This window comes from Streptomyces sp. NPDC093598, assembly GCF_044764825.1.
Taxonomy (GTDB): Bacteria; Actinomycetota; Actinomycetes; order Streptomycetales; family Streptomycetaceae; genus Streptomyces.
The window spans coordinates 110,054-136,651 of record NZ_JBIWIV010000005.1 but is presented as its reverse complement, the minus strand read 5'-3'; the positions used below and the strand labels follow the sequence as shown (position 1 = coordinate 136,651).

23 protein-coding genes and 4 pseudogenes are annotated in these 26,598 nt (G+C 69.1%); 17 read left to right on the top strand and 10 right to left on the bottom strand.

The features are described from left to right. The first annotated feature begins 176 nt into the window (after positions 1 to 176). The 5 genes and pseudogenes from ACIRDU_RS19255 to ACIRDU_RS19235 all read left to right on the top strand — a co-directional run bounded on the left by ACIRDU_RS19255 (position 177) and on the right by ACIRDU_RS19235 (position 5,155). The gene (locus ACIRDU_RS19255; RefSeq protein ID WP_403580953.1) at positions 177 to 1,142 is read left to right on the top strand and encodes a glycoside hydrolase family 6 protein; all 966 of its coding nucleotides are present in this window, start codon (positions 177 to 179) and stop codon (positions 1,140 to 1,142) included. 120 nt (positions 1,143 to 1,262) lie between these two features. Further along, positions 1,263 to 1,790 (top strand): annotated as a pseudogene (locus ACIRDU_RS19250) (non-reducing end alpha-L-arabinofuranosidase family hydrolase); the annotation flags it as partial. Between the two features lie 41 nt (positions 1,791 to 1,831). Then, entirely contained in the window at positions 1,832 to 2,029 is a 198-nt protein-coding gene (locus tag ACIRDU_RS19245) for a hypothetical protein (protein ID WP_403581252.1), read from the top strand. After that, positions 2,001 to 2,441, top strand: a complete 441-nt coding sequence (locus ACIRDU_RS19240; RefSeq protein WP_403581251.1) for a non-reducing end alpha-L-arabinofuranosidase family hydrolase — start codon at positions 2,001 to 2,003, stop codon at positions 2,439 to 2,441. Before ACIRDU_RS19245 ends, ACIRDU_RS19240 begins: the two co-directional genes overlap by 29 nt. Positions 2,442 to 2,725: 284 nt before the next feature. Then, complete coding sequence (locus ACIRDU_RS19235; protein ID WP_403580950.1) at positions 2,726 to 5,155, top strand: SpoIIE family protein phosphatase; 2,430 nt, start codon at positions 2,726 to 2,728, stop codon at positions 5,153 to 5,155. A gap of 160 nt (positions 5,156 to 5,315) precedes the next feature. Here ACIRDU_RS19235 and ACIRDU_RS19230 read toward each other — a convergent pair whose 3' ends face one another. Next, positions 5,316 to 6,512 carry a cytochrome P450 gene (locus ACIRDU_RS19230; protein WP_403580947.1) on the bottom strand — a complete coding sequence of 399 codons (1,197 nt, stop codon included), beginning with the start codon at positions 6,510 to 6,512 and terminating at the stop codon, positions 5,316 to 5,318. A 155-nt stretch (positions 6,513 to 6,667) separates the two neighbouring features. Between ACIRDU_RS19230 and ACIRDU_RS19225 the strand changes: the two genes are divergently transcribed. Beyond that, positions 6,668 to 8,170, top strand: a complete 1,503-nt coding sequence (locus ACIRDU_RS19225) for an FAD-dependent oxidoreductase (RefSeq protein WP_403580944.1) — start codon at positions 6,668 to 6,670, stop codon at positions 8,168 to 8,170. Positions 8,171 to 8,221: 51 nt separating this feature from the next. On the opposite strand, the gene ACIRDU_RS19220 is transcribed toward ACIRDU_RS19225, so the two are convergent. Then, positions 8,222 to 9,517, bottom strand: a complete 1,296-nt coding sequence (locus ACIRDU_RS19220; protein ID WP_403580942.1) for an MFS transporter — start codon at positions 9,515 to 9,517, stop codon at positions 8,222 to 8,224. Positions 9,518 to 9,771: 254 nt separating this feature from the next. On the opposite strand from ACIRDU_RS19220, the gene ACIRDU_RS19215 reads away from it, so the two are divergent. Next, positions 9,772 to 10,923, top strand: a complete 1,152-nt coding sequence (locus tag ACIRDU_RS19215; protein ID WP_403580940.1) for a S1 family peptidase — start codon at positions 9,772 to 9,774, stop codon at positions 10,921 to 10,923. Positions 10,924 to 11,343: 420 nt separating this feature from the next. Here the strand turns inward: ACIRDU_RS19215 and ACIRDU_RS19210 are convergent, their stop codons facing one another. Together ACIRDU_RS19210 and ACIRDU_RS19205 are read right to left on the bottom strand one after the other, a co-directional pair. Continuing rightward, a complete protein-coding gene (locus tag ACIRDU_RS19210) occupies positions 11,344 to 11,553 on the bottom strand; it encodes a DUF2180 family protein (protein WP_403580937.1) in 210 nt (69 codons plus the stop codon). A gap of 195 nt (positions 11,554 to 11,748) precedes the next feature. Further along, positions 11,749 to 12,186: an Lrp/AsnC ligand binding domain-containing protein gene (locus ACIRDU_RS19205; protein ID WP_403581249.1), complete on the bottom strand. Its 438-nt coding sequence runs from the start codon at positions 12,184 to 12,186 to the stop codon at positions 11,749 to 11,751. On the opposite strand from ACIRDU_RS19205, the pseudogene ACIRDU_RS19200 reads away from it, so the two are divergent. Then, positions 12,104 to 12,613: pseudogene (locus tag ACIRDU_RS19200) on the top strand (DinB family protein); the annotation flags it as partial. The gene ACIRDU_RS19205 and the pseudogene ACIRDU_RS19200 overlap by 83 nt on opposite strands. 196 nt (positions 12,614 to 12,809) lie before the next feature. On the opposite strand, the pseudogene ACIRDU_RS19195 reads toward ACIRDU_RS19200, so the two are convergent. After that, positions 12,810 to 13,736, bottom strand: a pseudogene (locus ACIRDU_RS19195) (XdhC family protein); the annotation flags it as partial. 221 nt (positions 13,737 to 13,957) lie between these two features. Between ACIRDU_RS19195 and ACIRDU_RS19190 the strand changes: the two are divergent. From ACIRDU_RS19190 to ACIRDU_RS19180, 3 genes are all read left to right on the top strand, one after another. Next, positions 13,958 to 14,332, top strand: a complete 375-nt coding sequence (locus ACIRDU_RS19190) for a hypothetical protein (protein WP_403580934.1) — start codon at positions 13,958 to 13,960, stop codon at positions 14,330 to 14,332. Further along, positions 14,329 to 14,454: a hypothetical protein gene (locus tag ACIRDU_RS19185; protein ID WP_403580931.1), complete on the top strand. Its 126-nt coding sequence runs from the start codon at positions 14,329 to 14,331 to the stop codon at positions 14,452 to 14,454. Before ACIRDU_RS19190 ends, ACIRDU_RS19185 begins: the two co-directional genes overlap by 4 nt. Before the next feature lie 91 nt (positions 14,455 to 14,545). Then, positions 14,546 to 15,412 carry a GNAT family N-acetyltransferase gene (locus ACIRDU_RS19180; RefSeq protein WP_403580929.1) on the top strand — a complete coding sequence of 289 codons (867 nt, stop codon included), beginning with the start codon at positions 14,546 to 14,548 and terminating at the stop codon, positions 15,410 to 15,412. Positions 15,413 to 15,684: 272 nt separating this feature from the next. Here the strand turns inward: ACIRDU_RS19180 and ACIRDU_RS19175 are convergent, their stop codons facing one another. After that, a complete protein-coding gene (locus tag ACIRDU_RS19175) occupies positions 15,685 to 16,125 on the bottom strand; it encodes a MarR family winged helix-turn-helix transcriptional regulator (protein ID WP_403580926.1) in 441 nt (146 codons plus the stop codon). A 106-nt stretch (positions 16,126 to 16,231) separates the two neighbouring features. Here ACIRDU_RS19175 and ACIRDU_RS19170 point away from each other — a divergent pair, with 106 nt between their 5' ends. Both ACIRDU_RS19170 and ACIRDU_RS19165 read left to right on the top strand, forming a co-directional pair. After that, complete coding sequence (locus ACIRDU_RS19170) at positions 16,232 to 16,747, top strand: phenolic acid decarboxylase (protein ID WP_403580924.1); 516 nt, start codon at positions 16,232 to 16,234, stop codon at positions 16,745 to 16,747. A 298-nt stretch (positions 16,748 to 17,045) separates the two neighbouring features. Next, positions 17,046 to 18,086, top strand: coding sequence for a vWA domain-containing protein (locus ACIRDU_RS19165; protein ID WP_403580922.1), 1,041 nt, complete (start codon positions 17,046 to 17,048; stop codon positions 18,084 to 18,086). 242 nt (positions 18,087 to 18,328) lie between these two features. On the opposite strand, the gene ACIRDU_RS19160 is transcribed toward ACIRDU_RS19165, so the two are convergent. Together ACIRDU_RS19160 and ACIRDU_RS19155 are read right to left on the bottom strand one after the other, a co-directional pair. After that, the gene (locus tag ACIRDU_RS19160; protein WP_403580920.1) at positions 18,329 to 19,393 is read right to left on the bottom strand and encodes an enoyl-CoA hydratase/isomerase family protein; all 1,065 of its coding nucleotides are present in this window, start codon (positions 19,391 to 19,393) and stop codon (positions 18,329 to 18,331) included. Positions 19,394 to 19,740: 347 nt separating this feature from the next. Next, positions 19,741 to 20,233: pseudogene (locus tag ACIRDU_RS19155) on the bottom strand (2-phosphosulfolactate phosphatase); the annotation flags it as partial. Positions 20,234 to 20,407: 174 nt separating this feature from the next. Between ACIRDU_RS19155 and ACIRDU_RS19150 the strand changes: the two are divergent. The 4 genes from ACIRDU_RS19150 to ACIRDU_RS19135 all read left to right on the top strand — a co-directional run bounded on the left by ACIRDU_RS19150 (position 20,408) and on the right by ACIRDU_RS19135 (position 24,793). After that, a complete protein-coding gene (locus tag ACIRDU_RS19150; RefSeq protein WP_403580917.1) occupies positions 20,408 to 20,830 on the top strand; it encodes a DUF350 domain-containing protein in 423 nt (140 codons plus the stop codon). Between the two features lie 210 nt (positions 20,831 to 21,040). Further along, entirely contained in the window at positions 21,041 to 23,026 is a 1,986-nt protein-coding gene (locus ACIRDU_RS19145) for a protein-arginine deiminase domain-containing protein (protein ID WP_403580914.1), read from the top strand. 602 nt (positions 23,027 to 23,628) lie between these two features. Continuing rightward, the gene (locus ACIRDU_RS19140) at positions 23,629 to 23,976 is read left to right on the top strand and encodes an antibiotic biosynthesis monooxygenase family protein (RefSeq protein WP_403580911.1); all 348 of its coding nucleotides are present in this window, start codon (positions 23,629 to 23,631) and stop codon (positions 23,974 to 23,976) included. A 70-nt stretch (positions 23,977 to 24,046) separates the two neighbouring features. Then, positions 24,047 to 24,793 carry a dienelactone hydrolase family protein gene (locus ACIRDU_RS19135; RefSeq protein ID WP_403580909.1) on the top strand — a complete coding sequence of 249 codons (747 nt, stop codon included), beginning with the start codon at positions 24,047 to 24,049 and terminating at the stop codon, positions 24,791 to 24,793. Between the two features lie 120 nt (positions 24,794 to 24,913). Here ACIRDU_RS19135 and ACIRDU_RS19130 read toward each other — a convergent pair whose 3' ends face one another. Both ACIRDU_RS19130 and ACIRDU_RS19125 read right to left on the bottom strand, forming a co-directional pair. Further along, a complete protein-coding gene (locus ACIRDU_RS19130) occupies positions 24,914 to 25,324 on the bottom strand; it encodes an MmpS family transport accessory protein (RefSeq protein ID WP_403580906.1) in 411 nt (136 codons plus the stop codon). Positions 25,325 to 25,671: 347 nt separating this feature from the next. Beyond that, positions 25,672 to 26,523: a phosphotransferase gene (locus ACIRDU_RS19125; RefSeq protein ID WP_403580904.1), complete on the bottom strand. Its 852-nt coding sequence runs from the start codon at positions 26,521 to 26,523 to the stop codon at positions 25,672 to 25,674. Positions 26,524 to 26,598 lie beyond the last annotated feature (75 nt).

The following is a 26,598-nucleotide window of genomic DNA, read 5'->3' as shown; positions in this document are numbered from 1 at the left end:
CGTGCGGACAGTCGGATGTGCACCTGCTCTTGACAGCTCAATTACCCCGCCACACCATACCGAGCACACCCCGACGATTTTCCAGTGCTGTCGGGACCGCTTCCAGTGGGAGCGCTCCCAGGTCATGCCGCATCACCGCGCTCGACACACCCCCACCAGGAAATCGAGGTTCAGTCATGCGCCGCAGACTCCACGCCTTGGCCGCGACTCTCTCCGCTGTGCCGCTCGTGCTCGCCGTCGCGCCGTCCGCGCACGCGGCCGACCCGACCACCATGACCAACGGGTTCTACGTGGACCCCGACTCCAGCGCGAAGAGGTGGGTGGCAGCCAACACCGGTGACGGCCGGGCCGCCGCGATCAACGCATCCATCGCCAACACCCCGATGGCCCGCTGGTTCGGCTCCTGGAGCGGCACCATCGGCACCGCCACGGGGGCATACGCGGGTGCGGCGGACCGCGTCGACAAGCTGCCCCTCCTCGTGGCCTACAACGTCTACAACCGTGACTACTGCGGCGGGCACTCCGCAGGCGGAGCCGCCTCGCCGTCCGCCTACGCCGACTGGATCGCGCGGTTCGCCGGCGGGATCGGCAACCGCCCGGCCATCGTCATCCTCGAACCGGACTCCCTCGGGGACTACGGCTGCATGACCCAGGCGCAGATCGACGAACGCGAGAGCATGCTCACCGGCGCACTCGCCCAGTTCAGCCGACAGGCCCCCAACACCTGGGTCTACATGGACGCCGGCAACCCGCGCTGGGCCGACGCGGCGACCATGGCCGGGCGCCTGCACGAAGCCGGCCTCCGGCAGGCCCACGGCTTCTCGCTCAATGTCTCCAACTACATCACCACCGCCGAGAACACCGCCTACGGCAACGCCGTCAACCGTGAACTCAGCGCCCGCTACGGCTACACCAAGCCGTTCGTCGTGGACACCAGCCGCAACGGCAACGGCTCCAACGGCCAGTGGTGCAACCCCTCAGGCCGTCGTATCGGCACCCCCACCCGGCTGGGCGGAGGCGCCGAGATGCTCTTGTGGATCAAGGTTCCGGGTGAGTCCGACGGCAACTGCGGCGTCGGAGGCGGCTCCTCGGCCGGGCAGTTCCTCCCCGAGGTGGCCTACAAGATGATCTACGGCTACTGATGCCGGACTCCCGTGGCCCGGTACGTCCGCGCCCCGCGACCGGGCCACGGACCCCGATCAACCAGAGCCCACCGAAGGAGGACGCCGGATGACGGGCCTTTACACGCCCTGTGCGCCTTGATGGAGACGCGGTCGACCACCCGTGGTGGTGACCATGGTGACCGCCTTGCTCGCGGCGCTCGTTCGGTGATCGGCACCGCCGGGACGGCGCAGGCCGCCACAGTGGACCCGAACGCGTGGTACGTGCTGGTCAACCGTGGCAGCGGCAAGGCCGTCGAGGTCCGGGGCGCCTCCACCGCGGACGGCGCCAAGGTCGTGCAGTACTCCGACTGGGGCGGAGCCAACCAGCAGTGGCAGCTGGTCCGCGTCGGCAGTGGTTCTGGCAGCGGATCCCTGCCGTCGACCTTCCGATGGTCCTCCAGCGGTGTCCTGGCCGGTCCCAAACCGGACACCCAGCACCCGCGCGCCCTGGCGATCAAGGACTTCTCCATCGTGCGCCACAACAACCAGTGGCTGACCTACGCGACGACCACCAGTCCCTCCGGCTGGGGACTGGTTCAGTTCAACTTCGACGACTGCTCCCGGGCCGCCTCCGCACCGCACACCTACCTCGACACCGCCTCGTCCACCGGCCCGGGCTACCGGGCCGCGCCCCAGGTGTTCTATTCGCACCGAAGAACCTCTGGTACATGGTCTACCAGACCGGTCCGCCCACCTACTCGCCCAGCACGAACCCCGCCGACCCACGCTCCTGGTCCGCACCGCGCGCCTTCATCGCCCAGGAGCCGCCGATCGTCACCCAGAACAAGAGGGACGGCACCTGGATCGACTTCTGGGTCATCTGCGACACGACGCAGCCTGGCGAACTTCTCCAACGGGTTCGGTGACACCCAGCTGGTGATGTCGGACAGCAAGAACAACCTCTTCGAGGCGACCAACGTCTACAAGGTCGCCGGCAGCAACCAGTACCTGCTCCTCCAGGAGGCCATCGGCAACACTTCGGGCCGGCGCTCCTTCCGCTCCTTCACCTCCACCAGCCTCACCGGCGGCTGGACCCCCCTCGCCGCCACGGAGAACTCACCCTTCGCCGGCCGCGACAACGTCACCTTCCCCGGCGGCACCCGGACCCACGACATCAGTCACGGCGAGCTGATCCGCGCAGGCAACGACCAGACACTGACCATCAACGGCTGCCGACTGCAGTACGTCTACCAGGGCATGGACCCCACTGCCGGAGGTGACCACCTCCGGCTGCCCTGGCGCATGGGCCTGCTCACCCAGACCGACTCCACCTGCTGAGCGATCTTCGCAGCGCAGGGCGTTCCGCCGACGGAACACCCGTCGGCGGGACGCGTCACCTGTGCGGGACGGGACGGCGAGCGGTGGCGCGGTACACGGGCCCGCCGTGGTTCCAGACGCACCAGGAACACCGGGCAGAGGACCCGTGCTCGACGCCCCCGCGCGCCGGACGCGCACGCCGAGCACGGCCGGGGCGCCGTGCAGCGGGGGTGGATCTAGGCTGAAATCAGCCGCTGGAAAGCAGCCCTGGCGGGCGCGGCGTCGGAAGGGAGTGGCGCGTGGACATGGCCGGCAAACAGGACTCCCCCACTGCCGCCGTCGTTGTGGACCCGGACGGCGTCGTCAGCGGCTGGAGCGAGGCAGGGCGGCTGCTCCTGGGCTGGACGGCAGAGGACACCGTCGGGCGCCCCGTGGCCGACCTGCTGGCCGATCCCCCACCAGCCGGCTTCCCCGGGAGCTACGGCACGGGCCCCGACCCCACGGGTTTCGTCCGCCTGCGTCACCGGGACGGTTTCACGGTGGATGCCGTGGTGGCGGCCCATCCGCTGTCCGGCTCCGACGGGCGGGCGACGGGCCACGTGGTGACCGTCCAGCGCTGGGGACGCCGTCCGGTGATCGCCGACCGGGCCTTCGAGCAGTGCCCCTTCGCCCTGGGCGTCTATGACCCTGAGCTGCGATTTCTCTGGGTCAATGCCTCCGCTTGCCGCGTGATGGCGCACTCCGAGGAGCAAGTGCTCGGTGAGAAGTACCGCGAGCTGTTCCCCGAGCTGGACGACATGGCCTACACCGACCAGCTCTCCGAAGTGGCGAGATCGGGCGTGCCCGCGCGTCTCATCACCGTCTTCCGCCCGCTCGGCAGTAACTACGCCAACGCCTGGGCCACCAGCATGTGGCCCGTCCGGGATGCCGAGGGCACGGTCCGCGCGGTCGCCAACTGGGGATTCGACATGAGCGCCGAGTACTGGGCCCGGCAGCGTCTGCTCATCCTCAATGAGGCCAGCGGCGGTATCGGCCGGACACTCGATGTCATCGGCACCGCCGGGGAACTGGCCAGGACACCGGTGCCTGGATTCGCCGACCTCGTCACCGTGGATCTCTTCGACGAAGTGCTGCGCGGAGAGGAACCACCCTCCTCACCCGCGCGCATCCCCGGCGACACCTTGACGCTCACGCGTGCCGCCCGGCACAGCGCCAAGGAGGACACCGGCCGGCCGCCCGGGCACCCGGTACCGGTCAGCCACGCTCCCGATTCCGTCGCCGCCCGCTGCATGGCGACCGGCAAATCCATGGTTCAGCTCGCCACCGAACCCGGCCAGGGCGGCGAATGGGCCTTCGGACCGGGGCTCGCCGCCGACCCGGCCCACTGGCCGCCCGGCAACCCGTTGATCGACGAGACCATCACCATGGAGGGGCTGACCGGCAGGATCACCGTCCCGCTCCGGGCGCGTGGCGCGCTGCTCGGCGTCGTCGCGTTCTCCCGCAGCGACCGGCCCGAGGCCTTCACCGCCGACGACCTGATCCTCGCCGAAGAGCTGACCGCCAAGGCGGCCGTGGCCATCGACAACGCGCGCCGGTACTCGCGCGAGCGCACGACGGCGCTGACCCTGCAACGCAGCCTCCTCCCGCAGCGACTGCCGAGCCAGGAGGCACTCGAGGTGGCATCCCGCTACCTGCCGGCCGGAACCGGCGCGGAAGTGGGCGGTGACTGGTTCGACGTCATTCCGCTGTCCGGCGCCCGGGTCGCCCTGGTCGTCGGCGATGTCGTCGGCCACGGACTGCACGCCTCGGCCAGCATGGGCCGGCTGCGTACGGCGGTGCGCACCCTCGCCGACGTGGACCTGCCACCGGACGAACTGCTGACCCACATGGACGACCTGGTCATCCACCTGGCCAGCGACCTCCAGCCCGAAAGCCACTTCCAGCCCAGCGGCGAGACCGGGGCCACCTGCCTGTACACCGTCTACGACCCGGTCTCCCGGCGCTGCACGCTCGCGAGTGCCGGACATCCGCTGCCGCTGATCATCTCCCCGGACGGGACCAGGACGCCGGTACCGGCACACCCGGGACCACCGCTCGGCATCGGTGGTCTGCCCTTCGAGGCGACCGAGCTCGAGCTGCCCGAGGGCAGCCTGCTCGCCCTCTACACCGACGGACTGGTGGGCGGTCGCGAGCGCGGCGCCGATGAGGGCGTCTCCGACCTGCTGCGGGTCCTGAACCGTGCGGCCACCTCGCTGGAGGCCCTCTGCGACACGGCGATGGAGACCGTGCTGCCCGGTCACCGCACCGACGACGCCGCCCTGCTGCTGGCGCGCACCCACGCGCTCGATCCCCACCACGTCGCCGACTGGGACGTCGAGCCCGACACCGCGCAGGTACCGCACGCCAGGAAGTTCGCCGTCGACCAGGTGGAATCCTGGGGCCTGGAGGAGGCGGCGTTCGTCACCGAACTGGTCGTCAGCGAGCTGGTCACCAACGCCATCAGATACGGCGAACCGCCGATCAGGCTGCGGCTGATCCGCGACACCTCCCTGATCTGCGAGGTCTCCGACGCCAGCGACACCGCCCCGCACCTGCGCCGCGCACGCGCCTTCGACGAAGGCGGCCGGGGCCTCCTGCTCGTCGCCCAGCTCACCCAGGGCTGGGGCACCCGGCACAGCACCACCGGCAAGACGATCTGGTGCGCGCAAACCCTTCAGGAGTCCGAGCCCCGGTGAGGCCTTGGGCCGCACGGAGATCGCAGGCGTGCCCGTCCGAGCACGCCTCTATTGATGTGCCTGCTGTTTTGATGATGTGCCTGCTGTTTTGATCAGCACTCGTCGCATGTGGATCCATGCCGTCGCGATCGGACCCGTTCGCGGCTCCCAACCTGCACCCTCACCACGTCACCGGCAGCTCCAGGGGAAAGCGCCGGATGGTCTGGGTGTCCCACGGCACGGCCTCGGCCGGTACCGCCAGGCGCAGACCGGGAAGGCGGGTGAACAGGACCTCGATGGCCGTGCTGAGTTCGGCGATGGCGAGTGAGCTGGCGATGCAGTGATGGCCGCCCCAGCCGAACGTCATATGGGGATGAGACGAACGGTGGACGTCGAGGACATCGGGGTCCGCAAACACAGCCGGGTCCCGGTTGGCCGCCAGATAGGAGACGTGGACGAAGTCACCCGCGCGGATCAGCACTCCTTCCAGTTCCACGTCCTCCAGCGCGACGCGCGGGATGCCGACGCCCTTGCGGAAGGGGATGTGCCGCAGGAGTTCGTCCAGCAGCCGGGGCAGTTCTTCCGGACGGCGCCGCAGCAGGGCGAGGAGCTCGGGGCGGGTGAGCAGGGTGTAGGCGATGTTGCTGATCTGACAGGTGGCCGTGTCGTTGCCGCTGAGGATGAGAGTCAGTGCCAGGACGGCCAGCTCGTCGTTGCTCAGGGGCTCCTCCCCCGGGTCGCTGGCCGCCATGGTGTTGATGAGGTCGCTGCCCTCTTCCGTCCGGCGTTCGGCGACGAGCGCGGTGAAGTAGTCGCGCAGGTGCTGCTTGGCCGCGGCCGCCGCCTGCCTGGCATCGGGTGCGGTGGCGAGCATCTGCTGTGTGTACCGCAGCATGAGGGGCCGGTCCGGGTCGGGTACGTCCAGCAGGGCGCAGATGGTGTGGTTGGGCAGCTGCGCGGACAGGTCACGGGCCAGGTCGGCCGGCGGGCCGTGCTCGACCATCTCGTCCACGAGCCGGTGGGCTACGTCCTCGATGGCCGGCGTCATGCGCTTCACGTTGCTCTGCGTGAAGGCCCGGGCGGCAGCATGACGTAGCCGGGTGCTCCGCGGCGGGTCCATGACGTTGAGCGACTCCGGGGAGACGATCGGCTCGGGAGTCATCCGAGGGAAATCACGGCCCACGATGGCGGCCCGGCTGAATCTCGGGTCGGTGGTCACCTGACGTACGCCGTCGAAGGTGGTGACCAGCCAGGCCTCGGCTTCGCCGTAGGGCAGTCGGACACGGCTGACGGGGCCGCCGGCCATGAGCTGTGCGAGGGACGGATCGAAGGCCAGCTGCTCGCTGAAATCGAAGGGGCAGGTGGCGGCGTGAGCCATGTGTACTCCTGAGCGGGTGCGGCGGTGCGGCCATGTGGGCGGAACCGGTCGGCACGGGACAGGGCCGCCCGGCCCACGGGGGACATTTCGCATAGTGCGGCAGAGCGCCGCTCCATGCACCCAGTGCCGGGTCAAACGGCAGAAAGCAGGGAGACGTGTCCGAACCCACTTCTCAGACACCGCCACCTGCCGTGGACGTGCTGGTCGTCGGCGGCGGACCGACCGGTCTCACTCTCGCCTGCGACCTGGCCAGGCGCGGGGTGCGTACCCATGTCATCGAGGCGGCCGACCAGCTGCTTACCGGTTCCCGCGGTAAGAGCCTGCAGTCACGCACGCTGGAGACGTTCGACGACCTCGGCGTCGCCGACGCGCTGCAGGCCGCCGGCGCCCCCTTCCCGCCCATGCAGACCTGGCGCAACGGCGAGCGCCAAGGCGAGTGGCGGCTGATCGAGCCGGACCCCGAGGCCCCGGTATCGCGTCACCCGCACCCGTTGTTGGTCCCTCAGTGGCGCACGCAGGACATCCTGCGCGATCGGCTGCTCGAGCTGGGCGGAACGCTGGAGTGCGGTGCCCGGCTCATCTCCCTTGCGCAGACGGACACGCACGTGACGGCCGAGGTGGAGCACTCCGACGGTGGCCGTCGTCTGATGTCGGTGGCGTACCTGGTGGGCGCCGACGGCAGCCACAGCACGGTGCGTGAGTCCTTGGGCGTCGCCATGAAGGGTGAGGAGAGCGGGCTGCGCTCGGCAGTGGTGGCGGACGTACGCGTCAAGGGACTGGATCGCGATCACTGGCACATCTGGCCCGACCCGGCGGGTGAGCTGCTGCTGTGCCCGCTGCCCGGAACAGCCGACTTCCAGTTGAACGCCAAGATCACCGGCGAGGAGTTCACCGCGACGCCCGACACCGTGCGCAGTCTGGTCGCCGCCCGTACCCACCTGCCCTCGGACGCCGTCACGGACGTGCGGTGGTTCTCGTTCTACCGGCCTCGCACCGCGATGGCCGAGCGCTTCCGCCAAGGGCGCGTCCTGCTCGCCGGGGACGCCGCGCACGTGCACCCGCCCGGCGGCGGCCAGGGGCTGAACATCGGCGTGCAGGATGCCTACAACCTCGGCTGGAAGCTCGGCCAAGTCGTCGGCTGCCATGCCCCGGACACGCTGCTGGACAGCTACGACGCCGAGCGCCGGGCCGCAGCAGCGGACATCCTGGACCTCAGCACCCGCTTGTACCGAACCGGCCGCAGACCTCAGGACGCCGGCGAGCAGGCACGCTACCGGGGGCGGGTCTGCCACCTGCTGTCGGCGCACTACCGCGACAGTGAGCTCTCGATCGACGTGCGCGAACGCCGTTCCGCGACCGGTTCTCGAGCCGGCGACCGCGCGCCCGACCTCCCGTGCGTCACCACCGACGGACCCTGCCGGAATCTCTTCGACCTGTTGCGGGGTCCCGACTTCACACTGCTCGCGGTCAACTGCGCACCACCTCCGGCGACACCGGGTGTCCGCACCCACCGGGTGACCGGCGGGCCGCTCGCACAGGAACTGGGCACCGGGCTGTTCCTCATCCGCCCGGACAACCACATCGGTCTGGCCGCTGACAGCCCTGAGCACCTCAGCCGTTACCTGGCCCGAATCGGTCTGCACAGCACCGAGATGTAGCCCACGCGTGCCCGTCCGGGACCACGTCACGGGTGCTCCGCCCTCCTGCTGTCACCCCTTGGCAAACGCCTGTTCTGGCTCCTGGGCCCGCGGAAGGTCGCGCTCCCGGCGGATCGGGCTCATGGCGAGGATGAGCCACGAGGGCGCGACGACAGCCGTCGTGATCCACATGGCGGGCCGGTACCCGACGGCGTCGCCGAGCACGCCGCCGAGCAGGGATCCGAGCGGGATGGTGCTGTGGTTGATCATCATGGTCGTCGCCACGACCCGGCCGAGCATGTGGGACGGGCAGTAGGCCTGCCGGAAGCTGCCGACCACGATGTTGGCCACGCAGATGCCGATCCCGACGAGGAAGGCTCCCGTAGCGAACAGCAGCAGCCCCGGCCCCGCCGTGGTCATCGGCAACAGCAGCGCGAACGGCGAGGTGACGGCTTGCAGGAGAAGCAGCCCCCGCGCCGTGCCGAACCGCCGGCTGACTCTGGAGGCCACCAGCGCACCCACGATGCCGCCGGTGCTGCCGGTGGCCAGCAGCAGCCCGACCGTGCCCGGGTGCAGCCCGACCGTACGGACCAGGAATACGACCTGGACCGACTGGTAGCCCATCAGCGCCATGTTGATCACGGCGCCCCACGTGACCATCGGCCGCAGGTACTGGTCCCGGGCCACGAAGCGGAGGCCTTCCATGATCTGCCGTCGGAGACGGGCGCGTTCGGCGTCGGGAGCGCTGTCCGGCTCGACCACGCTGATCCGCTTCAGGCAGACCGCGGAGATCAGGAACGTCACCGCGTCGGCCACGAGCGCGGTGACCGCGCCGAACACCTGGGCGAGAAACCCCGCCACCCCCGGCCCGGCGACCTGGGTGGCGGCCTCACTGCCCTGCAGCTTGGCGTTGCCTTCCAGAAGGTCGCGGCCGTCGAGCACGATACGGATGTACGAGTGGTAGGCGGTGTTGAAGCACACCGTCGCGATGCCGCAGGTCAACGCGACGACGACCAGGTGCTGAAAGGTGAGAGCGTCGAGCCAGGCCGCCAGTGGGACGCTCACCAGCGCCGCGGCCGCCACCAGATCGCACGCGACCATCAGTGGCCGCTTGCGCCTCCGGTCCACCCATGCGCCTACCGGCAGACCCATCAGCAGCCAGGGCAGCCACAGCGCCGCGGCGAGCAGGCCGACGGCGGTGGAACCGGCGTCCAGCGTCACGACCGCGATCAGCGGCAAGGCCACCACGGTGACGCTGTTGCCGAGCCCGCTCACGGTCTCACCTGTCCAGAGCAGGCGAAAATCCGGTCGGCCCAGTACTCCCCAGCGCGTTCGCGGCCGGTCAGGCGTGTCATTCACGGGGTCCATCCGAGGCATCATGCCGTGAGTACGCACAACCTGCCGTGCGAGGTGAGTAGTTCCGCCCGGTTCCCGGGCATCGTCCGGAAGTCGTCACCCGATCCACCGCAGCGGGAGGATCTCGTTCCCCGCCGCCCCATACGCCGGGGATAGGTGTAGACCTTTCCTTGATCACGGGCTAGGCTCTGCCGCGCGTATCCCGAGAGCGCTCTCAAGCACTGCCGTTCCACCCCCACCCTGATGGAACAACGAAGGGGCATCCCTTGAGACGCACCACACCCCTGCGCACCGGACTGTCCGTAGTTCTCCTGCTCGGCGCCTGGGCGACCGCGAGCGCCCTTCCCGCCTCCGCCGCGGACGCTCCCGCGCGCTCCACCGAAGCACCGGCCTCCCCCGAACTCCTCTCCGCGATGCAGCGTGACCTGGGGCTGACCCGGGACGAGGCCGAAGAACGCCTGGCCTCGGAGAAGAGCGCGACAGCCACCGAACGCAAGGCGCGCCGCGCCGCCGGTTCGGCCTTCGGCGGCTCCTGGTTCGACGCCGACAGTGGCAAGCTCACCGTCGCCGTCACCCGGGCCTCGCAGGCCGACGCCGTACGGGCGACCGGAGCGGTCGTACACCTCGCGCGGTACGACGCGCGGCAACTCGACGCGGCGAAGAAGAGCATCGACGCGCTGTCCGCGCCTGCCGGAGTCGCCAGTTGGCACGTGGATCCGAAGGCCAACAAGGTCGTCGTGAAGGTCGTCGCCGCGCACCGGGACGACAACGATGTCCGGGTCTTCCTCGAACGAGCCCGCAGGGCCGGGCCCGTAACGGTGCGGCAGACCCCCGCCGCACCGCGTACTTTCGCCGCCGGAACCGTGGGCGGTGACCCCTACTACACCGGCAACGTCCGCTGCTCCATAGGCTTCTCCGTGCGCGGCGGCTTCGTCACCGCCGGGCACTGCGGCTCGCCGAGCGCGGCCGTGTACGGCTGGGACCGTTCCTACATCGGCAACTTCCAGGGGTCGTCGTTCCCGGGCAATGACTACGCCTGGGTGAACGTGGGCAGCGGCTGGTGGACCGTACCGGTGGTGCTCGGCTGGGGCACGGTCCCCGACCAGCTCGTCCGCGGCTCCGCCGAGGCCCCGGTGGGAGCCTCCGTCTGCCGGTCCGGCTCCACCACACACTGGCACTGCGGCACCGTGCTGGCGAAGAACGAGACGGTGAACTACAGCCAGGGCGCCGTCCACCAGATGACGAAGACGAGCGTCTGCGCCGAGCCCGGTGACTCCGGCGGCTCCTTCATCAGCGGCGACCAGGCCCAGGGCGTCACCTCCGGCGGCTGGGGCAACTGCGGCAGCGGCGGCCAGACCTGGCACCAGCCCGTCAACGAGATCCTCAACCGGTACGGCCTGACACTGCACACGGCCTGACCCCCCGTCAGCACGACCGAGCGGGCCCGTCCGGCACCGGCCGACGGAGCCCGCTCGGACGAGCACAGCCCGAGCATCCCTGTCGCACACGGTCCGCAAGGGGAATCGGACCGGATATCGGCGGGAGCGGCGAGCTGCCCAGAACGCGGCCGGAGGCACCGAGTTCTCGGCGACGAGTCGGACCGACGCCGCCGTCGGGGACTCCAAGTGACGACGAGACTGGACGCGCTCGGCAGGAGGCACTCCCCGGTCCGTGCCGGTGACGGCCGTTGGGATCGTCCCGAGCCGTGACAACGACTGAGGCCCGGACGCCGCGCCGCTGATCCGGGACGGCGTCCGAGCAGGTCAAGAGCGCGCGCTCAGACGGACAGCGCGCATTCGGGAACCCGGGCACGCGACGTGATAACCGCACCGTGCGGGTCAGTGCGCCGTCTCGGCCACGTCGCAGGTGTGGCACAGCACCCTGCGCGCCGGGACACGGCCGTACGAAGCGCCCATGCCGATCTGGCGGGTGACCTGCACCTGACGTACGCGGGCGTGATTCTCGCAGGTAGCCAAGCCGCAGCGCGAGCACACGCCGATACCGGCGGTGTCGCTGCGCGCCTCCTGGAGGCAGTCGTAGCACCTCATGTCCAACTCCGATTTCAGTAGGGGCCAGGCGTGGCGGCCGACCAGCATGAACAAACCCACCCGGGCCGCACACCTGCTCAAGGGGCTTGTAAATTAGAGCCAAGATTAGACTTTGTCAAACTTAGGATTCGATCGATCAAGCGGACAGCACGGCGGCGGGCGTCTGCTTTCCGCTTGACCGAGGCACTCAGAGCATCAATCGGGCATGGGAAGGCGTGCCGGGGCCGTGTTGCTCACCTGCTGGAAGATGACCGAGGTGCGGAAGCCGGTGATCTCGCCGCGCTTGCTGAGCCGGTCGGTGAGGAAGGCGTGCAGGCGGTCCAGATCCTGAACGGCGACGTGAAGGAGGAAGTCATCCCCTCCGGCGAGCACGAAGACACACCTCGCTGCTGACGCAGCCCCCAGGGACGGCGAGATGAACGGAGTGGCGGCGTCAGCATGCGATACGCGACCGTGGCGGTCACGGCCGCGCGTAACAGCGCGCACAACGCGAACGGAAGGGCGGACATGAGCGACCCCACCAGAAGAGCCGAACTGTACCGGCGGCACCGACAATGATCGCCGGTTCACCGGGCCGACGACCGGCGACGAACGGCGGATACTCATCGATGTCCTGAGCGCCCAGCGCGCCACGCTGCGATTGAAGTGCGCGGGCCTGGGATCGGAGTTGTCGCTGCGGTCCGTGGAACCATCCACGCTCTCACTCCTCGGCCTGGTCCGGCACCTCGCCGATGTGGAACGCCGTTGGTTCCGGCGGGTCCTGGCCGCGCAGGACGCGCCGGCCCTCTTCTCCTCGACGGCGGACCCCGACGGGGACTTCGACGGCGCCACGGACGACCACGGGGTGGCCGCGGCGGCGTGAGAGGCGTGGCGGACCGAGGTGGCCTTCGCCGAGCAGTTCGTAGACAAGGCCCCCGACCTGGACGTTGAGGGAGAGGACTCCTGGCGCGGAACGGTGTCGCTGCGATGGGTCCTCATCCACATGATCGAGGAGTACGCCCGTCACAACGGCCACGCCGACCTGCTCCGGGAGCGCATCGACGGAGCGATTGGCGTGTGAAGCCGGGACCGGCCCCGGCCCGGTAGCTGACGTCGAGCGTCGTTCCGCACAGCCGGTCCACTGGCTCGACCGCGCCGACCCCTGCCACTCCGCACACCCGACCGACTCACCAAGCTGCTGCTGTCACACCTGCCTTGAAGCAGGGCTCCTCAAGACGGGATGCGGCCCCTGCTGTTCGCAGATCGACCGGCCGGCCTCAGTCACCCACGCCGGCGCGTGCCGTCACCTCGTCGGGGGTGCTCCGAGCGTCAGCCCGGCTTCGGGGCAGTGGTCGATGAACCGGCCCCGTGCCCTGGGACAGGGGAAGACCAGTGGCATGGTTGGCGCAGGAGATGATCTCCGCGGTGACCGGGAGGTCGAGGGCCAGGCGCAGCAGCGGGATGTCGAACTTGGCGTCGTGGGTGAGGACGCAGACGGCGGTACGGGTGTCCACTTCGGTGCGTTCCAGATAGCGGTGGGGCCAGTCCACGACGACCTCGTCCGCGAGTGGAATTCGGGCCTCGGTGGCGAAGACCGGTCGCGCGTCGCAGACAGTGACCCGGGAACCGAGAAAGGCGCCGGCCCGGCTGAGCGCGGCGGCGAAGTCGACCGCACCGAAGATCAGCATGCGCGGGCGGGCTGCATGGACATGGACGAGGACGGTCAGCGGCTCGGGGCAGCCGTCCCCGTTGCCGCCGACCGTGACGCGGGCAGTGCGGCCTGTCCGCAGCAAGGCCCGGGCTTCGTCCGCCATGAGCCGGTCCAACGTCCCGTCACCCGAAGTGCCGTAGGTCATGCTGCCGTCGGAGAGGACGCTCAAGGTGGCGCCGAGGAGGTGGTCGGGGCCGTCGACGACCTGTGCCACGGCCGCGGGCCGGCCTTCCACGACCTCGCTCAGGGCCGCCGCGAGGTGGGGCCCGTCGGACCGGTCGACGCGCTGCACGCATACGCCGAGCTCGCCGCCGCAGGTCAGCCCGACAGCGAAGGCGTCGTCGTCGGAGTACCCGAACCATGCCCGCTGGGGGGCGCCCCTGTCGTGGAGCACCTGCCGGCACAGCTCGTACACGGCACTTTCCACACAGCCGCCGGAGATGCTGCCGACCGCGTTGCCGGACGACGTCCGCGCCGGTGGTGCGGAAGAGGACGGCTCGCCCGCCTGACGCTGCTGAGCGGTTGTTCAGGTCCAGCGCGCCGCGCCTTGGCGACGGCAGCGGCAGCGGCAGCGGCAGCGGCAGCGGCAGCGGCCAAGGCGAGCACCATCTGGGCACGGCAATCCGGTTGATCGTGCCAGCCGAATGGTCACAGTCGGGCGCCTTTCCGGCCCCGCACGGTGCTGAACTTGCCGTTCCGTGGTGCAGTCGGGACATGGTCTCACCGCCTCCAGACGACCAGGGCACCCCGGCCCCGCCCCACACCCGCGAGCGCCCTTCGCGGCTGATCGACGTCGTGGTCGCCCTGTTGCTCCTGGTCGCGGACGCGGTCATCATCGTCACCGCCGCGATACTGTTCGTCGTGGTCGGTATGGGCAGCGCAGAGTCGGCGCACTCCCCCGCCACCATGCACACCCGCGACGTCCCCGTTCTGACGTGGCTCGTCATCTGGGGCATTCCGGCCGTGGCGGCGACCGGCGCCGTCGTGCATGCCCGTCTGCGGATGCCGGTCACCGCCGTTGTGCAGAGCCTGTTCACGCTCACCTGCGCGCTTATGGCCGTGATGTGGACGCGCATGCTGCTGTCGTGACGCCTCGCGTCGATGCCGCCCACCGGTCGTGGATCGCGGACGGCACGGTCGTCCCGGCCGCGACGCTCGGTCGTGGCCACGGCTCGCCCGGCCCCGGCAGGATGGCCGAGGTGCCCATGTAGGGCGCGACTCCGGCCTGCCGGAGCAGCTCACCCGAGCCGGCCGGTCGGAAAGTGGGTGCGGGCCGACGTTGCCGGGGTGTGTGATCGGAGTATGGGAATCGCGTTGAGCAGACCGGGAGTTGACGGGCTGAGCGAGGTTGTGGGCGTGCTGCGGGAGTGGCAGTACGACGAGGCGCCGATGCAACTGCACCCGGGGGACCTGGGCTGGTTCTGGCGCTCAGGTGCGGAAGCGACGGCAGCGGCGGTCAGGACATGGAGCCGGGACGGACAGATCCTCGCCGTCGGCCTGCTGGACGGTCCCGGGCTGTTGCGGCTGACGATCGCGCCGGACGCTCACCGGGACGAGGGCCTGGCTCAGCAGTTGGTCGAGGACGTGACCGAGCCGGAGCGCGGCGTGCTGCCCGAAGGGAAGGCGAACGTCGAGGCGCCGATGGGTGCATTGGTCCAGGAGCTGCTGTCCGAGGACGGCTGGAACGCCGACGAGCCGTGGACGCCGCTGCGACGCGACCTCGCGAAGCCGGTGAAGGACCCGGGCGTGCGGATCGAGGTGGTCGGCCCGGGGCAGGCGCATGTGTTTGCCGCCGTGCACCGGGCCGCGTTCACCGGGTCGAGGTTCACGGGTGAGCGCTGGCAGGCGATGGCGGCCGGTTTGCCGTTCGCCGACGCCCGGTCTCTGCTCGCGTACGACGACCATGGCAACGCGGTGGCGGCGGTGACGGTGTGGTCGGCCGGTCCGGGGAAGCCCGGGCTGCTCGAGCCGATGGGTGTGCACCGGGAACACCGCCGTCGCGGCTACGGCGAGGCGATCAGCGTCGCCGCGGCGGCGGCGCTGAGGGAGCTGGGCTCGTCGAGCGCGATCGTCTGCACCCCGAGCTCCAATGTCGGCGCAGTCGCCGCCTACACATCGTCCGGCTTCCAGCAACGCCCCGAGGTACGGGATCGATACCGGGACGCATAGCGCCTTGTCTTCTCGATCAGGATCGGGGCCGGACGTCGAGTGCGGCAGTGGGGACGGTGCCGGGACGAAGGCGGGCAGACCTTGACGGTGGACGAGGCATGGGGAAGGGCCGCTTCGACCTCCCCAGGTGTCGCAGCCCTTCCCGTCCAGCAGCAAGCGATTACCCCGACATGCGGATCCCACGCCTCCCCCGCCGAGGGGTGGACCGGCAGGGAGTCCCCCGCCCCGCCACCCGTGCGTCCCCCTCGTTTCCCGCATACAGAACCCTTGCGTCAGTCCTGCTGAACCTCCAGCGCACCGATCAACTCGGTGAGCGCCGGCAGCGCCTCCTCGATGGCCCGGCGACTGTCCGGCGTGAGGGCAGTCAAGGCGTGCCGCAGTGTCTCCGTGCTCACGCGGTCGTACCGGCTGAGCAGATCGAGAGCATGAGGAGAGGCCACGAGGGTCACCGTGCGCAGGTCGGTCGATGACGGCTTGCGCTCGACGAGGCCGGATGCGGTCATGGCGCGGACCAGGTTGCTGACCGTCGAGGGAGCAACTCGTAGGCGGGTCGCAACCTCGCGGGGGGCGAGGGCCCCGGCGTCGGACAGGACTCTCAGAAGCTCGATCTGCGCCTCGGGAAGATCCGGCAAGTCCGCCGCGCGGCGGGTGCGAAGCAGCACGGCTCGCCGGAGGGGCCCGATGAGGCGGCCGAGATCAGTCGCGGTGTCCATGCGTTCATGATGCCCTCGATGTCATTTTGCTGCAAAATAGTTTTGTGACAAAATAGATCTTCATCGCAGTGACGCCATCGCAGTGAGCGACGAGGAGGTACCCCGCATGGTCAGCCACGGAGCGCACGAAACCACCGTCCAGAACCCCGTACCACCGCAGCGGCTCTCCGGGATCGTCGGCCACCGGTTCATCTACACCTACGCCAACGGCTGGCAGTACGAGATGTACGTGAAGAACCCGACCACCATCGACTACCGGATCCACTCCGGCATGGTGGGCGGCCGCTGGGTCAAGGGCCAGGAGGTCGACCTGGTCCAACTGGACGACGACCACTACAAGGTCTCCTGGAACGAGCCCACCGGTACATCGGTCTGCGTGAACGTGATGCCCGTCTTCTTCCCGCACTGGGTCGAGGAGCACGGCGAGCGCACTGTGCTCTACCAGAACGACCACCTCGACGAGATGCGCAGGTACCGCGACGAGGGCCCTACGTACCCGATCTACGTGGTTCCGGAATTCGCCGAGATCACCCTTTACGAGTTCGTCGGTCCCGACGACGACACCATCATCTCCACGGCCCCGGGCGACCTCCCGCCGGGCTGGTCCGATCGCACCAACTGACGTCCCGGCCACCCATCCGCAACGGCTCGGCTCGTCTTCCCCTCGTCCGGCGCTCCGGGTGGACGCCCGGCCTTCCTGACTCGACACACCCTCCTGTGTCACCGATGCACCTCATGGTGTGCGGTTCAGCCGCCCATCGAGAATGGTGTGCGGTTCAGCCGCCCATCGAGAGCGGCGGCGAACCTCGCGGACCGGCAACGCGGAACGTACCGAGCCTCGTCGGCGCCAGGAGCCAAGATCGATTGTCAGTGGTGGGTGAGAAGGTAGGAACATCAAGCCGGAACAAGGGGGAGCTGTGATGTCCGAAAGCCAGAATTACATCAATCACGTCGCTCTAGTGCTGGATGCAAGCTCGTCCATGTCGCACCTGAGCCGCAAGGTCGTCGAAGTCGCCGACCAGCAGATCGCCTATCTGGCCCGCCGGTCGAGGGAACTGGACCAGGAAACCCGCGTCACGGTGTACGTCTTCGCCGACAAGGTGGAGTGCGTCATCTACGACAAGGATGTGCTGCGCATGCCCTCGCTGAAGCAGCTGTACCGGACCGGTGGAATGACGGCCCTCCTGGCAGCCGCACTGAAGTCACAGCGCGAGCTGGCTCAGACGGCGCAACTGTACGGTGACCACAGCTTCTTGACGTTCGTGCTGACCGACGGGCAGGAGAACGCGAGCCACCGCTGCGAGGACTCCCCTGCCAGGGACCCACGTCAACTGGTCCGGGCCGTGGCCCAGATGATCGAGACACAGCAGGACAACTGGACGCTGGCTGTCCTGGTGCCCGACCAGATGGGCAAGCGCGAGGCCATGCAGTGCGGTTTCCCCAAAGACAACATCGCCATATGGGACGCCACCAGCACGCAGGGCCTGGAGGAGGCCGGGCAGGTCATCCGGCAGGCCACCGAGAACTTCATGATGGGCCGCACCCAGGGCATCCGGGGATCGCGCGCGGTGTTCTCCACCGGCGCGGAAGCGGTCAACGAAGACACCATCAAGGCAGCCGGCCTCACCCCGGTCGATCCATCGAAGTACCAGCTGATCCCGGTGGCTCGCGATGCGGCGATCAGGGAGTGGGTCACCGAATGCGGGCACACCTACCGGACCGGTGGGGCGTTCTACCAGCTGAGCAAGTCGGAGAAGATCCAGGCGCAAAAGCAGATCGCGGTGTTGGAAAAGAAGACGGACCGTGTATTCACGGGACCCGAAGCCCGAGCCCTGCTCGGGCTGCCCCATACGGAAGTCCGCGTCAAGCCCGACCACAACGACCACTTCACCATATTCGTGCAGAGCACCAGTGTGAACCGGAAGCTCGTGCCCAACACGCGGCTGCTGCTCATGTTCTGACGTGCCGTAAACCGATGGGGTGCCGGGGGCTTCGCCGCCCCTTGCGCCCCACCCCGGCGACACATTCGTCGACCACGGGCGAGGGCCAAGAGAACGCGCCGCGGAATGCGGCCGCCTTCTGTCCCCACCCCGGCTTCGCTCCGGCGCCGAAACGGGCCACCGTCGGGAGGCCTGGCCGGCGCCTGCCTCCCGGAAGGGCCGTCTGATGCCCGTCACGCCCGAAGCCCCACGTCCACATTCCTTCAGCACATGAGCGGCGACAGACCGAGTTCGCGCTCGCCGAGCGGGGTGAAGAAGCGCTCGACATCGGCGTCGGTGACGTCGGCCAGGGTCTTCGGCGACCAGCGTGGCCGGCGGTCCTTGTCGACGACCTGGGCGCGGATTCCCTCCACCAGATCGCGTGTGCCCAGTGCGGCGCAGGAGACGCGGTACTCCTGGTTGAGGACTGGCTCCAGCGAGCCGAGCTCCCGGGCGCGGCGCAGGGAGGCGAGGGTGACCTTGAGGGCGGTCGGCGACTTGGCGAGCAGCGTCTCCGCGGCCTCTTCGGCGACTGGGTCACCGTGCGCGAGCAGCCGGCGCACGATCTCCTCGACGGTGTCGGCGGCGTAGCAGACGTCGATCCAGTCGCGCTGGGCGGCCAAGACCCCCTTCGGGGGTGTCCGCACATGACCGGCCAAGGCGTCCTCCGCGGGCTGCTCGGCCAGGGCGTCGAGGAGGTCCGGCATCGAGGCCACCGGCACATAGTGGTCGGCGAGCCCGCACAGCAGCGCGTCAGCGGCGCCGGTCTGAGCACCGGTCAGTGCGAGGTGGGTGCCCAACTCTCCGGGGGCCAGGGCGAGCAGGTAGGTACCACCCACATCCGGCACGAAACCGATGCCGGTCTCCGGCATGGCGACCCGCGACCGCTCGGTGACGACACGGACGCTGCCGTGCGCCGAGACACCGACACCGCCGCCCATCACGATGCCGTCCATCACGGCGACATACGGCTTGGAGTAGCGGGCGATGCGGGCGTTGAGGCGGTATTCGTCCCGCCAGAACCCGGCGGAGGCAGTGCCGTCGCCGTCGCGGGCGTCGTCGTGGATGGCGCGGATGTCACCACCGGCACACAAGCCGCGCTCCCCCGCGCCGGTGAGGACGACAGTCTCCACGGCGGGGTCCCGCTCCCACTGGAGGAGCGCCTCGTCGATGCGGCGGACCATGGTGTGCGTGAGAGCGTTGAGGGCACGAGGCCGGTTGAGCGTGATGCGGGCGGCGCGCCCGCGGGTATGGAAGAGGACGGGTTCCGATTCCTCGGCTCCGCTCATCGGAACGCCTCCCCCAGGCCGTGGGCCACCATGACGCGCATGTCTCGTCGATTCCTTCCCATCCGGGTGGAGGACCCGTCGTCCGCCACTGCCGGCGACGAACCACCTCGCCACCGCGGACCCTACGGTGCCTGATGACCTACCCGAACGACCCGGTGGGGGGGCGGAGTGGGTGCTGCCCGGATTCCGGACTCGGACCGAGCGAGGCGGCCTGGCACCCGGTCGGCACCGGCGAAGGAGGACGGGCGGGACTGAGGGCTCTGCGGCCCCCGCTCCGGAGTTCGCCGATGTCCAGCCGGTCTTCGAACGGTACGCCGGACTCACCGTCCATGAGGAATTCTCCGGGCACCTGCGCTGCCGCTTCGGCGAGCGCGGGCGATGTACTGAGCGCACGCCAGATCTTCGTCGGCCTGCTCACCCTCGCCGGTGACCACGAACGTGACACGGTCACCACCGCGAGTCCGCAAGAGCCGAGCCGTTGCCTCCGCCACCACGAAGCCGGCGCACAGCACCAGCGACGCCTCCTTGACCGCGAGGGCACCGACGGTCCCTGCCGTGGTTTTCTGCACATCGGTCCGTCCGCCAAAGTCAAGAGACCGCAGTAGCCCGGCGAGTTGACCGTGTCGAACCCGGGCGCGGGCGGACCGTCTTTGAGCGCCAGCCAATCCGGTGGCGAGCCTTGAGGGCCAGGGCCTCGTCCAGCGACTCGGCGAGGACGATTCTTCTCCGCGCCTCCGGCAAAGGCCCAGGCAGCCACCGTGAAAGCACGCATGACTCGACTACGACCGCCACGGACGAGGCTTCGACCAGCTCAGCGATGCCGGGGAAACGAGCCTCCATCCGGTCATGATCGCGCATGTCCGCGACCCGAATCACCCAGCCAGCGATGCGCCTCGCATCGACGGGCTCGACCGAGGGCCGGGCGCCGTTCAGCGGGCAGCGCGTGTGCGCTACATTTTGCCTCTCCTTGACCGCGATCAGTCATGATCTCTACGCTTCGGAGTTGCCAACCCCATGAGCGACATCGTCAACGGACTCGGGCGGGCCACTGCCTACGGCGGCCTGGGACTCGTTCTGTTGGTCCTCGGCATCGTCCTGGTCGACGTGCTGACGCCTGGAAAGCTCGGCCGGCAGATCTGGGAACAGCGCAATCGCAACGCCGCCACAGTCCTCAGCTCCGCACTGCTCGGTATCGGCGGCATCGTGTTCACGTCCATCTGGACGACGTACGAGGACTTCGGCAAGGGACTGCTCTCCACCGCGGCGTTCGGGCTGCTGGGGCTGGTGATGATGGCGGTGGCGTTCTGGGTGGTGGACCTGGTCACGCCGGGGCGCCTGGGTGCGACGCTGGTCGAGGCAGAGCCTCATCCTGCGGTCTGGGTGACGGCCTCCTGCAACCTCGCGGTCTCCGCCGTCATTTCGGCGTCCATCGCCTGAACCGCTGTTCCTGAGGATCACCCACCAAGGCATCTTGAGAGACCTCGCCCCTTCCGCCGGCGGTAACCGAGACGTCCGACCAGCCGGAGCCGACAAGGAGCCCAGGAGCTGTCAGCAGCTTCGTACGATGTAACTCCCGCCGCACAGTGAACGCACAGCCGCTGTCCCTCCTCTTGCAGGGCGAAGCCCCCCAACTGAGAGGAACATGCTGTGCGTTCACGTAGACGTATACGTTCGCGCCTGTACCCGGCCGGGTCGGTGGTCCTGGCCGTCGCTGCCGCGGGATCCGTGCTGGCAGGGCCGAGCGGCTCCGCCTTCGCCGCCGAGGCGGTCGGGCGCGCCGATCTGCGGGCCGATGTCAACCGCGACGGGCGCGTCGATGTCACCGGTGGCAGCGACAGGAACGGTGAGGACAGCTGGTCGGTCGAGCGTGGAGCTGTGTATCTGCCCAACATCGATGACGACGCCGAGCGGTGTCCGGTGACCGGGCCCGGTGGCGCACCACTGTCCGACGCCAAGTTGGCCGCGTGCAACGACGGTTCCGACACGAAGGTCAACGGCGCTGCGGACGCCGCCGACCTCGCCCGTGTCCGTTCCGTGCCCCTCCCCGGCCTCCCTGCGGACGCCAAGGGCAGTCTGAAGATCGCCACGGGAGGCACGCACGCGCACCTCTTCCTCAAGCGTGACGGGAAGTGGATCCTCGTGACGTCCGGGACCCGACTGACGGCCGCCGAGTTGCGCTCCGGTGTGGAGTTCGGTGTCGAGGCCACCGACGTCGTCCGGGACAATGCGAAGTGGGACGGCCGTGTGGTGGTGCGGCTGACGGTGACGTCCGGGCAGAAGTCCACGTCCGACGCCGTGACCCTGCGCGTCGCACCGTTGCTGACACAGCATCACCTGCAGAACACCGAGCAGGTGATGGTGTCCGAGGTCCAGGGTGAGGGCCCGGACAGCCGCCTTCAGCGGGAGTTCGTCGCCGCGCTCGAGAAGGAGGTCAGGAAGGCCGGGATCACTACCCCGCTGGTCACCTTCGAGATGTACGCCGACCGCTGGGCGCAGGACTTCGTCGAACCGGCCTACGTCAGCATGAGCGGGCCGGATGGTCAGCGGCAGGTGATGCGTGTGATGCTGCGTTCCGCTCAGCCGGACCGGGACGCGGGTCGGGAGCTGTTCGAGAGGGTGCGCGGCCGGGACGTCGGTGTCGTGCAGGTGACCGACCGGGCGGAGCCCGACGACTGGTCGCTCAACTCCATGGGGAACCTGGAGACCATCCCGCCCCACGCGCACGGCGGGCGCTCCTTCCCCGCCGGGCGGATCATCATGGGCGAGCGCAAGGACAGCGGGGCGCGTCCGTCGAAGGTGATGCGGACGCTGCTCGAGTCGCAGGGGTTGCAGGACCCGCTGCTGCTGGACACGTCCTGGCTGAGCGTCGGGCACGTCGACGAGTTCGTGCAGTTCCTGCCCGCGGACACCCCGCGCGGCTGGCGCATCGGCGTCGCCGACCCGGAGGCAGGACTGCGGCTCCTGCGCGACGCCAAGCGCGACGGCCACGGCAGGACCAAGATGTTCTCCGTCCCCGGTCGCAGTGACACTCCGGCGCCCAAGGAGACCATCGACCAGGCGCTCGCCTCCCGTCACCTGGTGGCCGACAACGAGATGGCGGCGCGTCGCATCGCGGCCAACCTGGAGATCCTCAAGCGCGAGACGGGCGTCACCGACGCGGAGATCGTGCGGGTGCCCGCGCTGTACACGCGTGACTCGGAGGCTTTGACCGCCGAGGGTCAGGAGATTCCCGTGCCGCGTCTGACGCGCATGGGCGCCGGCTCCGACCTCGTGGACAGTCTCGGGAAGCACGGTCAGCAGAAGTGGCTCGCCGAGAACCCGGCCGCCCGGCGTGAGGCGGCTCTCGCGACGGTGACCACCAGCGCATACGTCCCCGGTGCGGTGAACGGCGTACTCCTGGGGCGCGACCGCTACCTCGCCCCGCGCCAGTGGGGGCCCGTCATCGGCGGCAAGGACATCTTCACGGAAGCCGTCACCGCCGCTTACCAGCGGGTCGGCCTGAAGGTGTCGTACATCGACGACTGGTACACGTACCACCTCGGTATGGGTGAAGTGCACTGCGGCACCAACACCCTGCGCGACGCGACAGCCGCGTGGTGGCAACGTCCGGTGGCGAGCCGCAACGGGGCGTAGGCAGCGCGTTCTTCCAGCAGAAGCAGTTCGGGCATGTGGTCCGAGTCGACGATCGTGCCCATCTCATCATCACTCACCCTCGAGGTCGAACACGGCGAAGTGCTGGGACCACCTCCACCGCAGCCATGCCTCACTATCGCCGGCCTGGACCCGACCGGGGCGGCCAGGCCGGCCTCGGACTTCACCACAGTGCTCGGTGAGTCCGAGGCCGCCTATGGGGGCTGCCCGCCATGCCAGGAGGAAGACGACTTGCCGGACGACGCCGTACGGACAGCGCAAGCGTGTCGCGCCCGGCCACCTGACAACGCCGCTTCACCGTCCGACGCGAACCAGTGGGCGGCGAGCACCAAGCGGACGTTCCGCTGCTCCGTGCGGCTCTCTGCGTCAGGGCGCCGCCCACCTGTCGCGCGACGGCAAGGACGAGAGACCCAGCGGCCAGAGTCAGGTAACCGCCAGGAAAGGCGATGTTGTCATACACGCGAGCCCGGGTGTGTGCTCATGGCAAGAGCAGGACTCGTGGAGCGGAGCAGTCTTGTGCGTGCGACTGCGTGCGCGAGATCGTTTGAGGCGATACTGCCGGTGTCGTCTCTTGGAGGACCTCCGTGACCGATCCTGCGCCCGCGTCGCTACCCGCCCCGCCCTACTACGCCGTGGTGTTCACCGCCGTGCGGACCGCTGGCGACAACGGCTATGCGGAGACAGACGAGCGGTTGATGAAACTGGCTGCCGACCAGCCAGGATTCCTCGGTGTCGATTCCGCTCGCGGTGCGGATGGACTGGGGATCACGGTGTCGTACTGGAGGGACGAGGCCTCGATCGCCGCTTGGCGGGATCACGCGGAGCACGCCCTGGCCCGTGCGCACGGACGCGAGCACTGGTATGCCTCGTTCTCGCTCCACGTGGCCAAGGTCGAGCGCGCTTACCGGTTCACCCGCCCGGTAGATGTGTAGGTGCCACCGCCGCCCCTTCTCGTGGTCAGTTCGACTGACGTAGCCGGGTGAACTCCAAGGAAGGAAGATCTTGCCCACCAGGACACTGCGGATCCCCACCAAGGACGGCCAGGCCGACGCCCTCGCCGCCTTTCCCGACCACGGCGAGCGGCACCCTGGGGTGCTCATGTACGCGGACGGCTTCGGCATCCGGCCCGTGCTGCGGGACATGGCCCGCGAACTCGCCGGGCACGGGTACTACGTGCTCGTCCCCAACCTCTTCTACCGCCACGGCCCGGCACCGGTGATAGAACTTCCGGAGCACATCGGGGAAGAGGCTCGGCCCGCGGTCATGGCCCAGCTGATGCCCTTGATCGAGGCGCACACCACCGAACGCATCCTGAGCGACGCCGACGCCTACCTCCGGTTCCTCACCGCCCAGCCTGAGGTCGGCGCCGGACCGGTCGCGGTGACCGGCTACTGCATAGGCGGCCTTCTGGCGATGCGCACCGCCGCGGCTCACCCCGGCCGAGTGGCCGCCGTGGCCTCATTCCACGGCCCCGTGGGTGCCGACGGGCCCGACAGTCTGCACCGCCTTCTCTCTCAGCTCACCGCCCGGGTCCACCTCGGCCACGCCGAAACCGACATGACGCCGGAGGCCCTCGGTGAGCTCAACCGCGCGCTGGATGCCGCAGGTGTCGACTACACCTCCGAGATCTACCCCGGCACCGTCCACGGCTTCACCATGTCCGACACCGACGCCTTCGACCCCTCGGCACTACAGCGCCACTGGGACCGCCTGCTCCCCCTCCTCGACCGCACCCTGGCCGACAGCTGACCTTCCGACTGGGAAACGAGCGCTGTGACAACCGTCTTGCGGCTCTCGGTCTGAGCGTCCGGGCCTCAGGACGACATCGCAGCGCGTTCGGACTCGCTACGCAGGACGGGCCGTCGAGGGCTACTCCGTGATCGGGGATGCTGCGGTGCACCCGCCGGCGGTCACCAGCCCCTTGGCGCTCTGTTCGTCGAGCACTTTGCCCTCGTGGGTGATCTTGCAGGCGACCTGGGAACCTTCGGGGTCCGCGGCGACCGGCATGACAGCCGCCGGCATGATGCCCCGCAGCGTAACCGTCTTCTTCCAGGGCAGCTTGGGCTTCGACACCGAATCGACTTTCGGCTTCATGGCCTTGCCACCGCCGCCGTGGAATTCGATCGAGTCGATGTTCTTCCCCGTCACCTCGTAGGTGACCTCATACGTCGTGTCCACCGCCTTGTCGACCTCGTCGACCGCTGCGGAACAGGAGCTGAGGCCGAGCGCGAGACCGGCGACGGCGATGGTGTGGACGGCGGCACGGATCGTGCGGCTCATATGGATCCCCCCGGATCATGAAAGGTCGAGTCCGCAGCCAATCGCAAAGAGAAAGCAAGGTCAAGCGATATGCGCCGCGCCCGAGGCTCGCTCGCACGGCCCGAAGGAGATCAGTCCGATCGTTCGGTCTCGCGCTCACGGAGCACGTCGGAGCCCACGAACTCGAACAGCTGGGTGCCGTTGTACTTGTCGTGCCAGGCGCTCCGGTCCATCGCCGCACCCTACGGCTGACCAGGAGCCGCAGACGATCCGATTTCGAGCACCGCAGGGCACCCGTCGCGGTGCGCAAGATGAGCCCCGGTCCTCGACATCAACAGCCAGCGGGCTCCGTCCTGGAAGGTCCGCCATCAGCCATGTGTGGTCCAGCCGTTGCGATCGCGTGCTGCCCGGATCTGGCTGAGCCACTCCGTGCCGAGCCGGCGGCCGTTCGGGAACTGGTCGCCTCGATCCCAGCGCCACGTCGTGACGATCGCCAGCACGACCATGCGGCACTCGCGCAGCAAGTCTTGATCGACACCCGGATAGTGGGCGCTGACCTCTTCAGGCGCATGGGCGAGGTCGAATTCGACGGGGCCACGGCAACACGTCTCAAGATCTACGAACAACAACCCGTCCTTCGTGGTGAGCACGTTGCCAGGGTGCGGCTCGCCGTGCAGCAGCTGCTCGGCGCCGCCGCGCTCACCAATCCTTCGCTTCAGGCTTCGTAACGTGTCGCCGAGCAGCTCCCGGTCCGCGTCGGCAAGCGCCGGAGTGTCATCGCGGCTCGCCACGAGTCGTTGAGCCTGCTCAACCCGATCCGTGAATCGCGGCGTGGCGACATCGAGCGTGCGCATGCCCGAGTGCAGGCGCTCCAGCGCCTCGGCATAGTCGGCTGGTGAGACTCCTCGCGAGGTCACGGAGTCGTAGTAGGTCCAGAACGTGACCACGAAGTCATCACGCTCGTAGACACGTGGCTCCACTCGTGGCTCGAGAGCAGCCACCGGGCACCCGGCCTCGCCGAGCCGCTGAGCAAGCTCGACTTCGAACTGTGCGACCTGTTGCGCCACGGGTGCCACTCGGGCCAGGACGTCACAAGGCAGCAGACGCAGGGTGAGCTTGTTCGAGTCATGTAGAACGATCGCGTCGTCGGCTGTCAGGCCAAGTGCTGAGGCGGTCGACTTGGCCGCGGCCACCGCACGCGGGACCTCTGACACCTGCATGGTCGCCCGGCCCCTCTCCCCGTGTGCGCCGCCATGCTTCTCCGAGCGGGGCAACTTGCGCACCCTACCAAGTCG

Bases quoted from the DNA above. Each gene is read 5' to 3' on its own strand.
- ACIRDU_RS19175 (WP_403580926.1), bottom strand. From the start codon at position 16,125: ATGGACACCGCGACTGATCTCGGCCGCCTCATCGGGCCCCTCCGGCGA.
- ACIRDU_RS19180 (WP_403580929.1), top strand. From the start codon at position 14,546: ATGGGAATCGCGTTGAGCAGACCGGGAGTTGACGGGCTGAGCGAGGTT.
- ACIRDU_RS19125 (WP_403580904.1), bottom strand. From the start codon at position 26,523: ATGCAGGTGTCAGAGGTCCCGCGTGCGGTGGCCGCGGCCAAGTCGACC.
- ACIRDU_RS19220 (WP_403580942.1), bottom strand. From the start codon at position 9,517: ATGGACCCCGTGAATGACACGCCTGACCGGCCGCGAACGCGCTGGGGA.
- ACIRDU_RS19230 (WP_403580947.1), bottom strand. From the start codon at position 6,512: ATGGCTCACGCCGCCACCTGCCCCTTCGATTTCAGCGAGCAGCTGGCC.
- ACIRDU_RS19235 (WP_403580950.1), top strand. From the start codon at position 2,726: ATGGCCGGCAAACAGGACTCCCCCACTGCCGCCGTCGTTGTGGACCCG.
- ACIRDU_RS19165 (WP_403580922.1), top strand. From the start codon at position 17,046: ATGTCCGAAAGCCAGAATTACATCAATCACGTCGCTCTAGTGCTGGAT.
- ACIRDU_RS19130 (WP_403580906.1), bottom strand. From the start codon at position 25,324: ATGAGCCGCACGATCCGTGCCGCCGTCCACACCATCGCCGTCGCCGGT.
- ACIRDU_RS19150 (WP_403580917.1), top strand. From the start codon at position 20,408: ATGAGCGACATCGTCAACGGACTCGGGCGGGCCACTGCCTACGGCGGC.
- ACIRDU_RS19160 (WP_403580920.1), bottom strand. From the start codon at position 19,393: ATGAGCGGAGCCGAGGAATCGGAACCCGTCCTCTTCCATACCCGCGGG.
- ACIRDU_RS19190 (WP_403580934.1), top strand. From the start codon at position 13,958: ATGGTCTCACCGCCTCCAGACGACCAGGGCACCCCGGCCCCGCCCCAC.
- ACIRDU_RS19210 (WP_403580937.1), bottom strand. From the start codon at position 11,553: ATGAGGTGCTACGACTGCCTCCAGGAGGCGCGCAGCGACACCGCCGGT.
- ACIRDU_RS19255 (WP_403580953.1), top strand. From the start codon at position 177: ATGCGCCGCAGACTCCACGCCTTGGCCGCGACTCTCTCCGCTGTGCCG.
- ACIRDU_RS19170 (WP_403580924.1), top strand. From the start codon at position 16,232: ATGGTCAGCCACGGAGCGCACGAAACCACCGTCCAGAACCCCGTACCA.
- ACIRDU_RS19245 (WP_403581252.1), top strand. From the start codon at position 1,832: ATGGTCTACCAGACCGGTCCGCCCACCTACTCGCCCAGCACGAACCCC.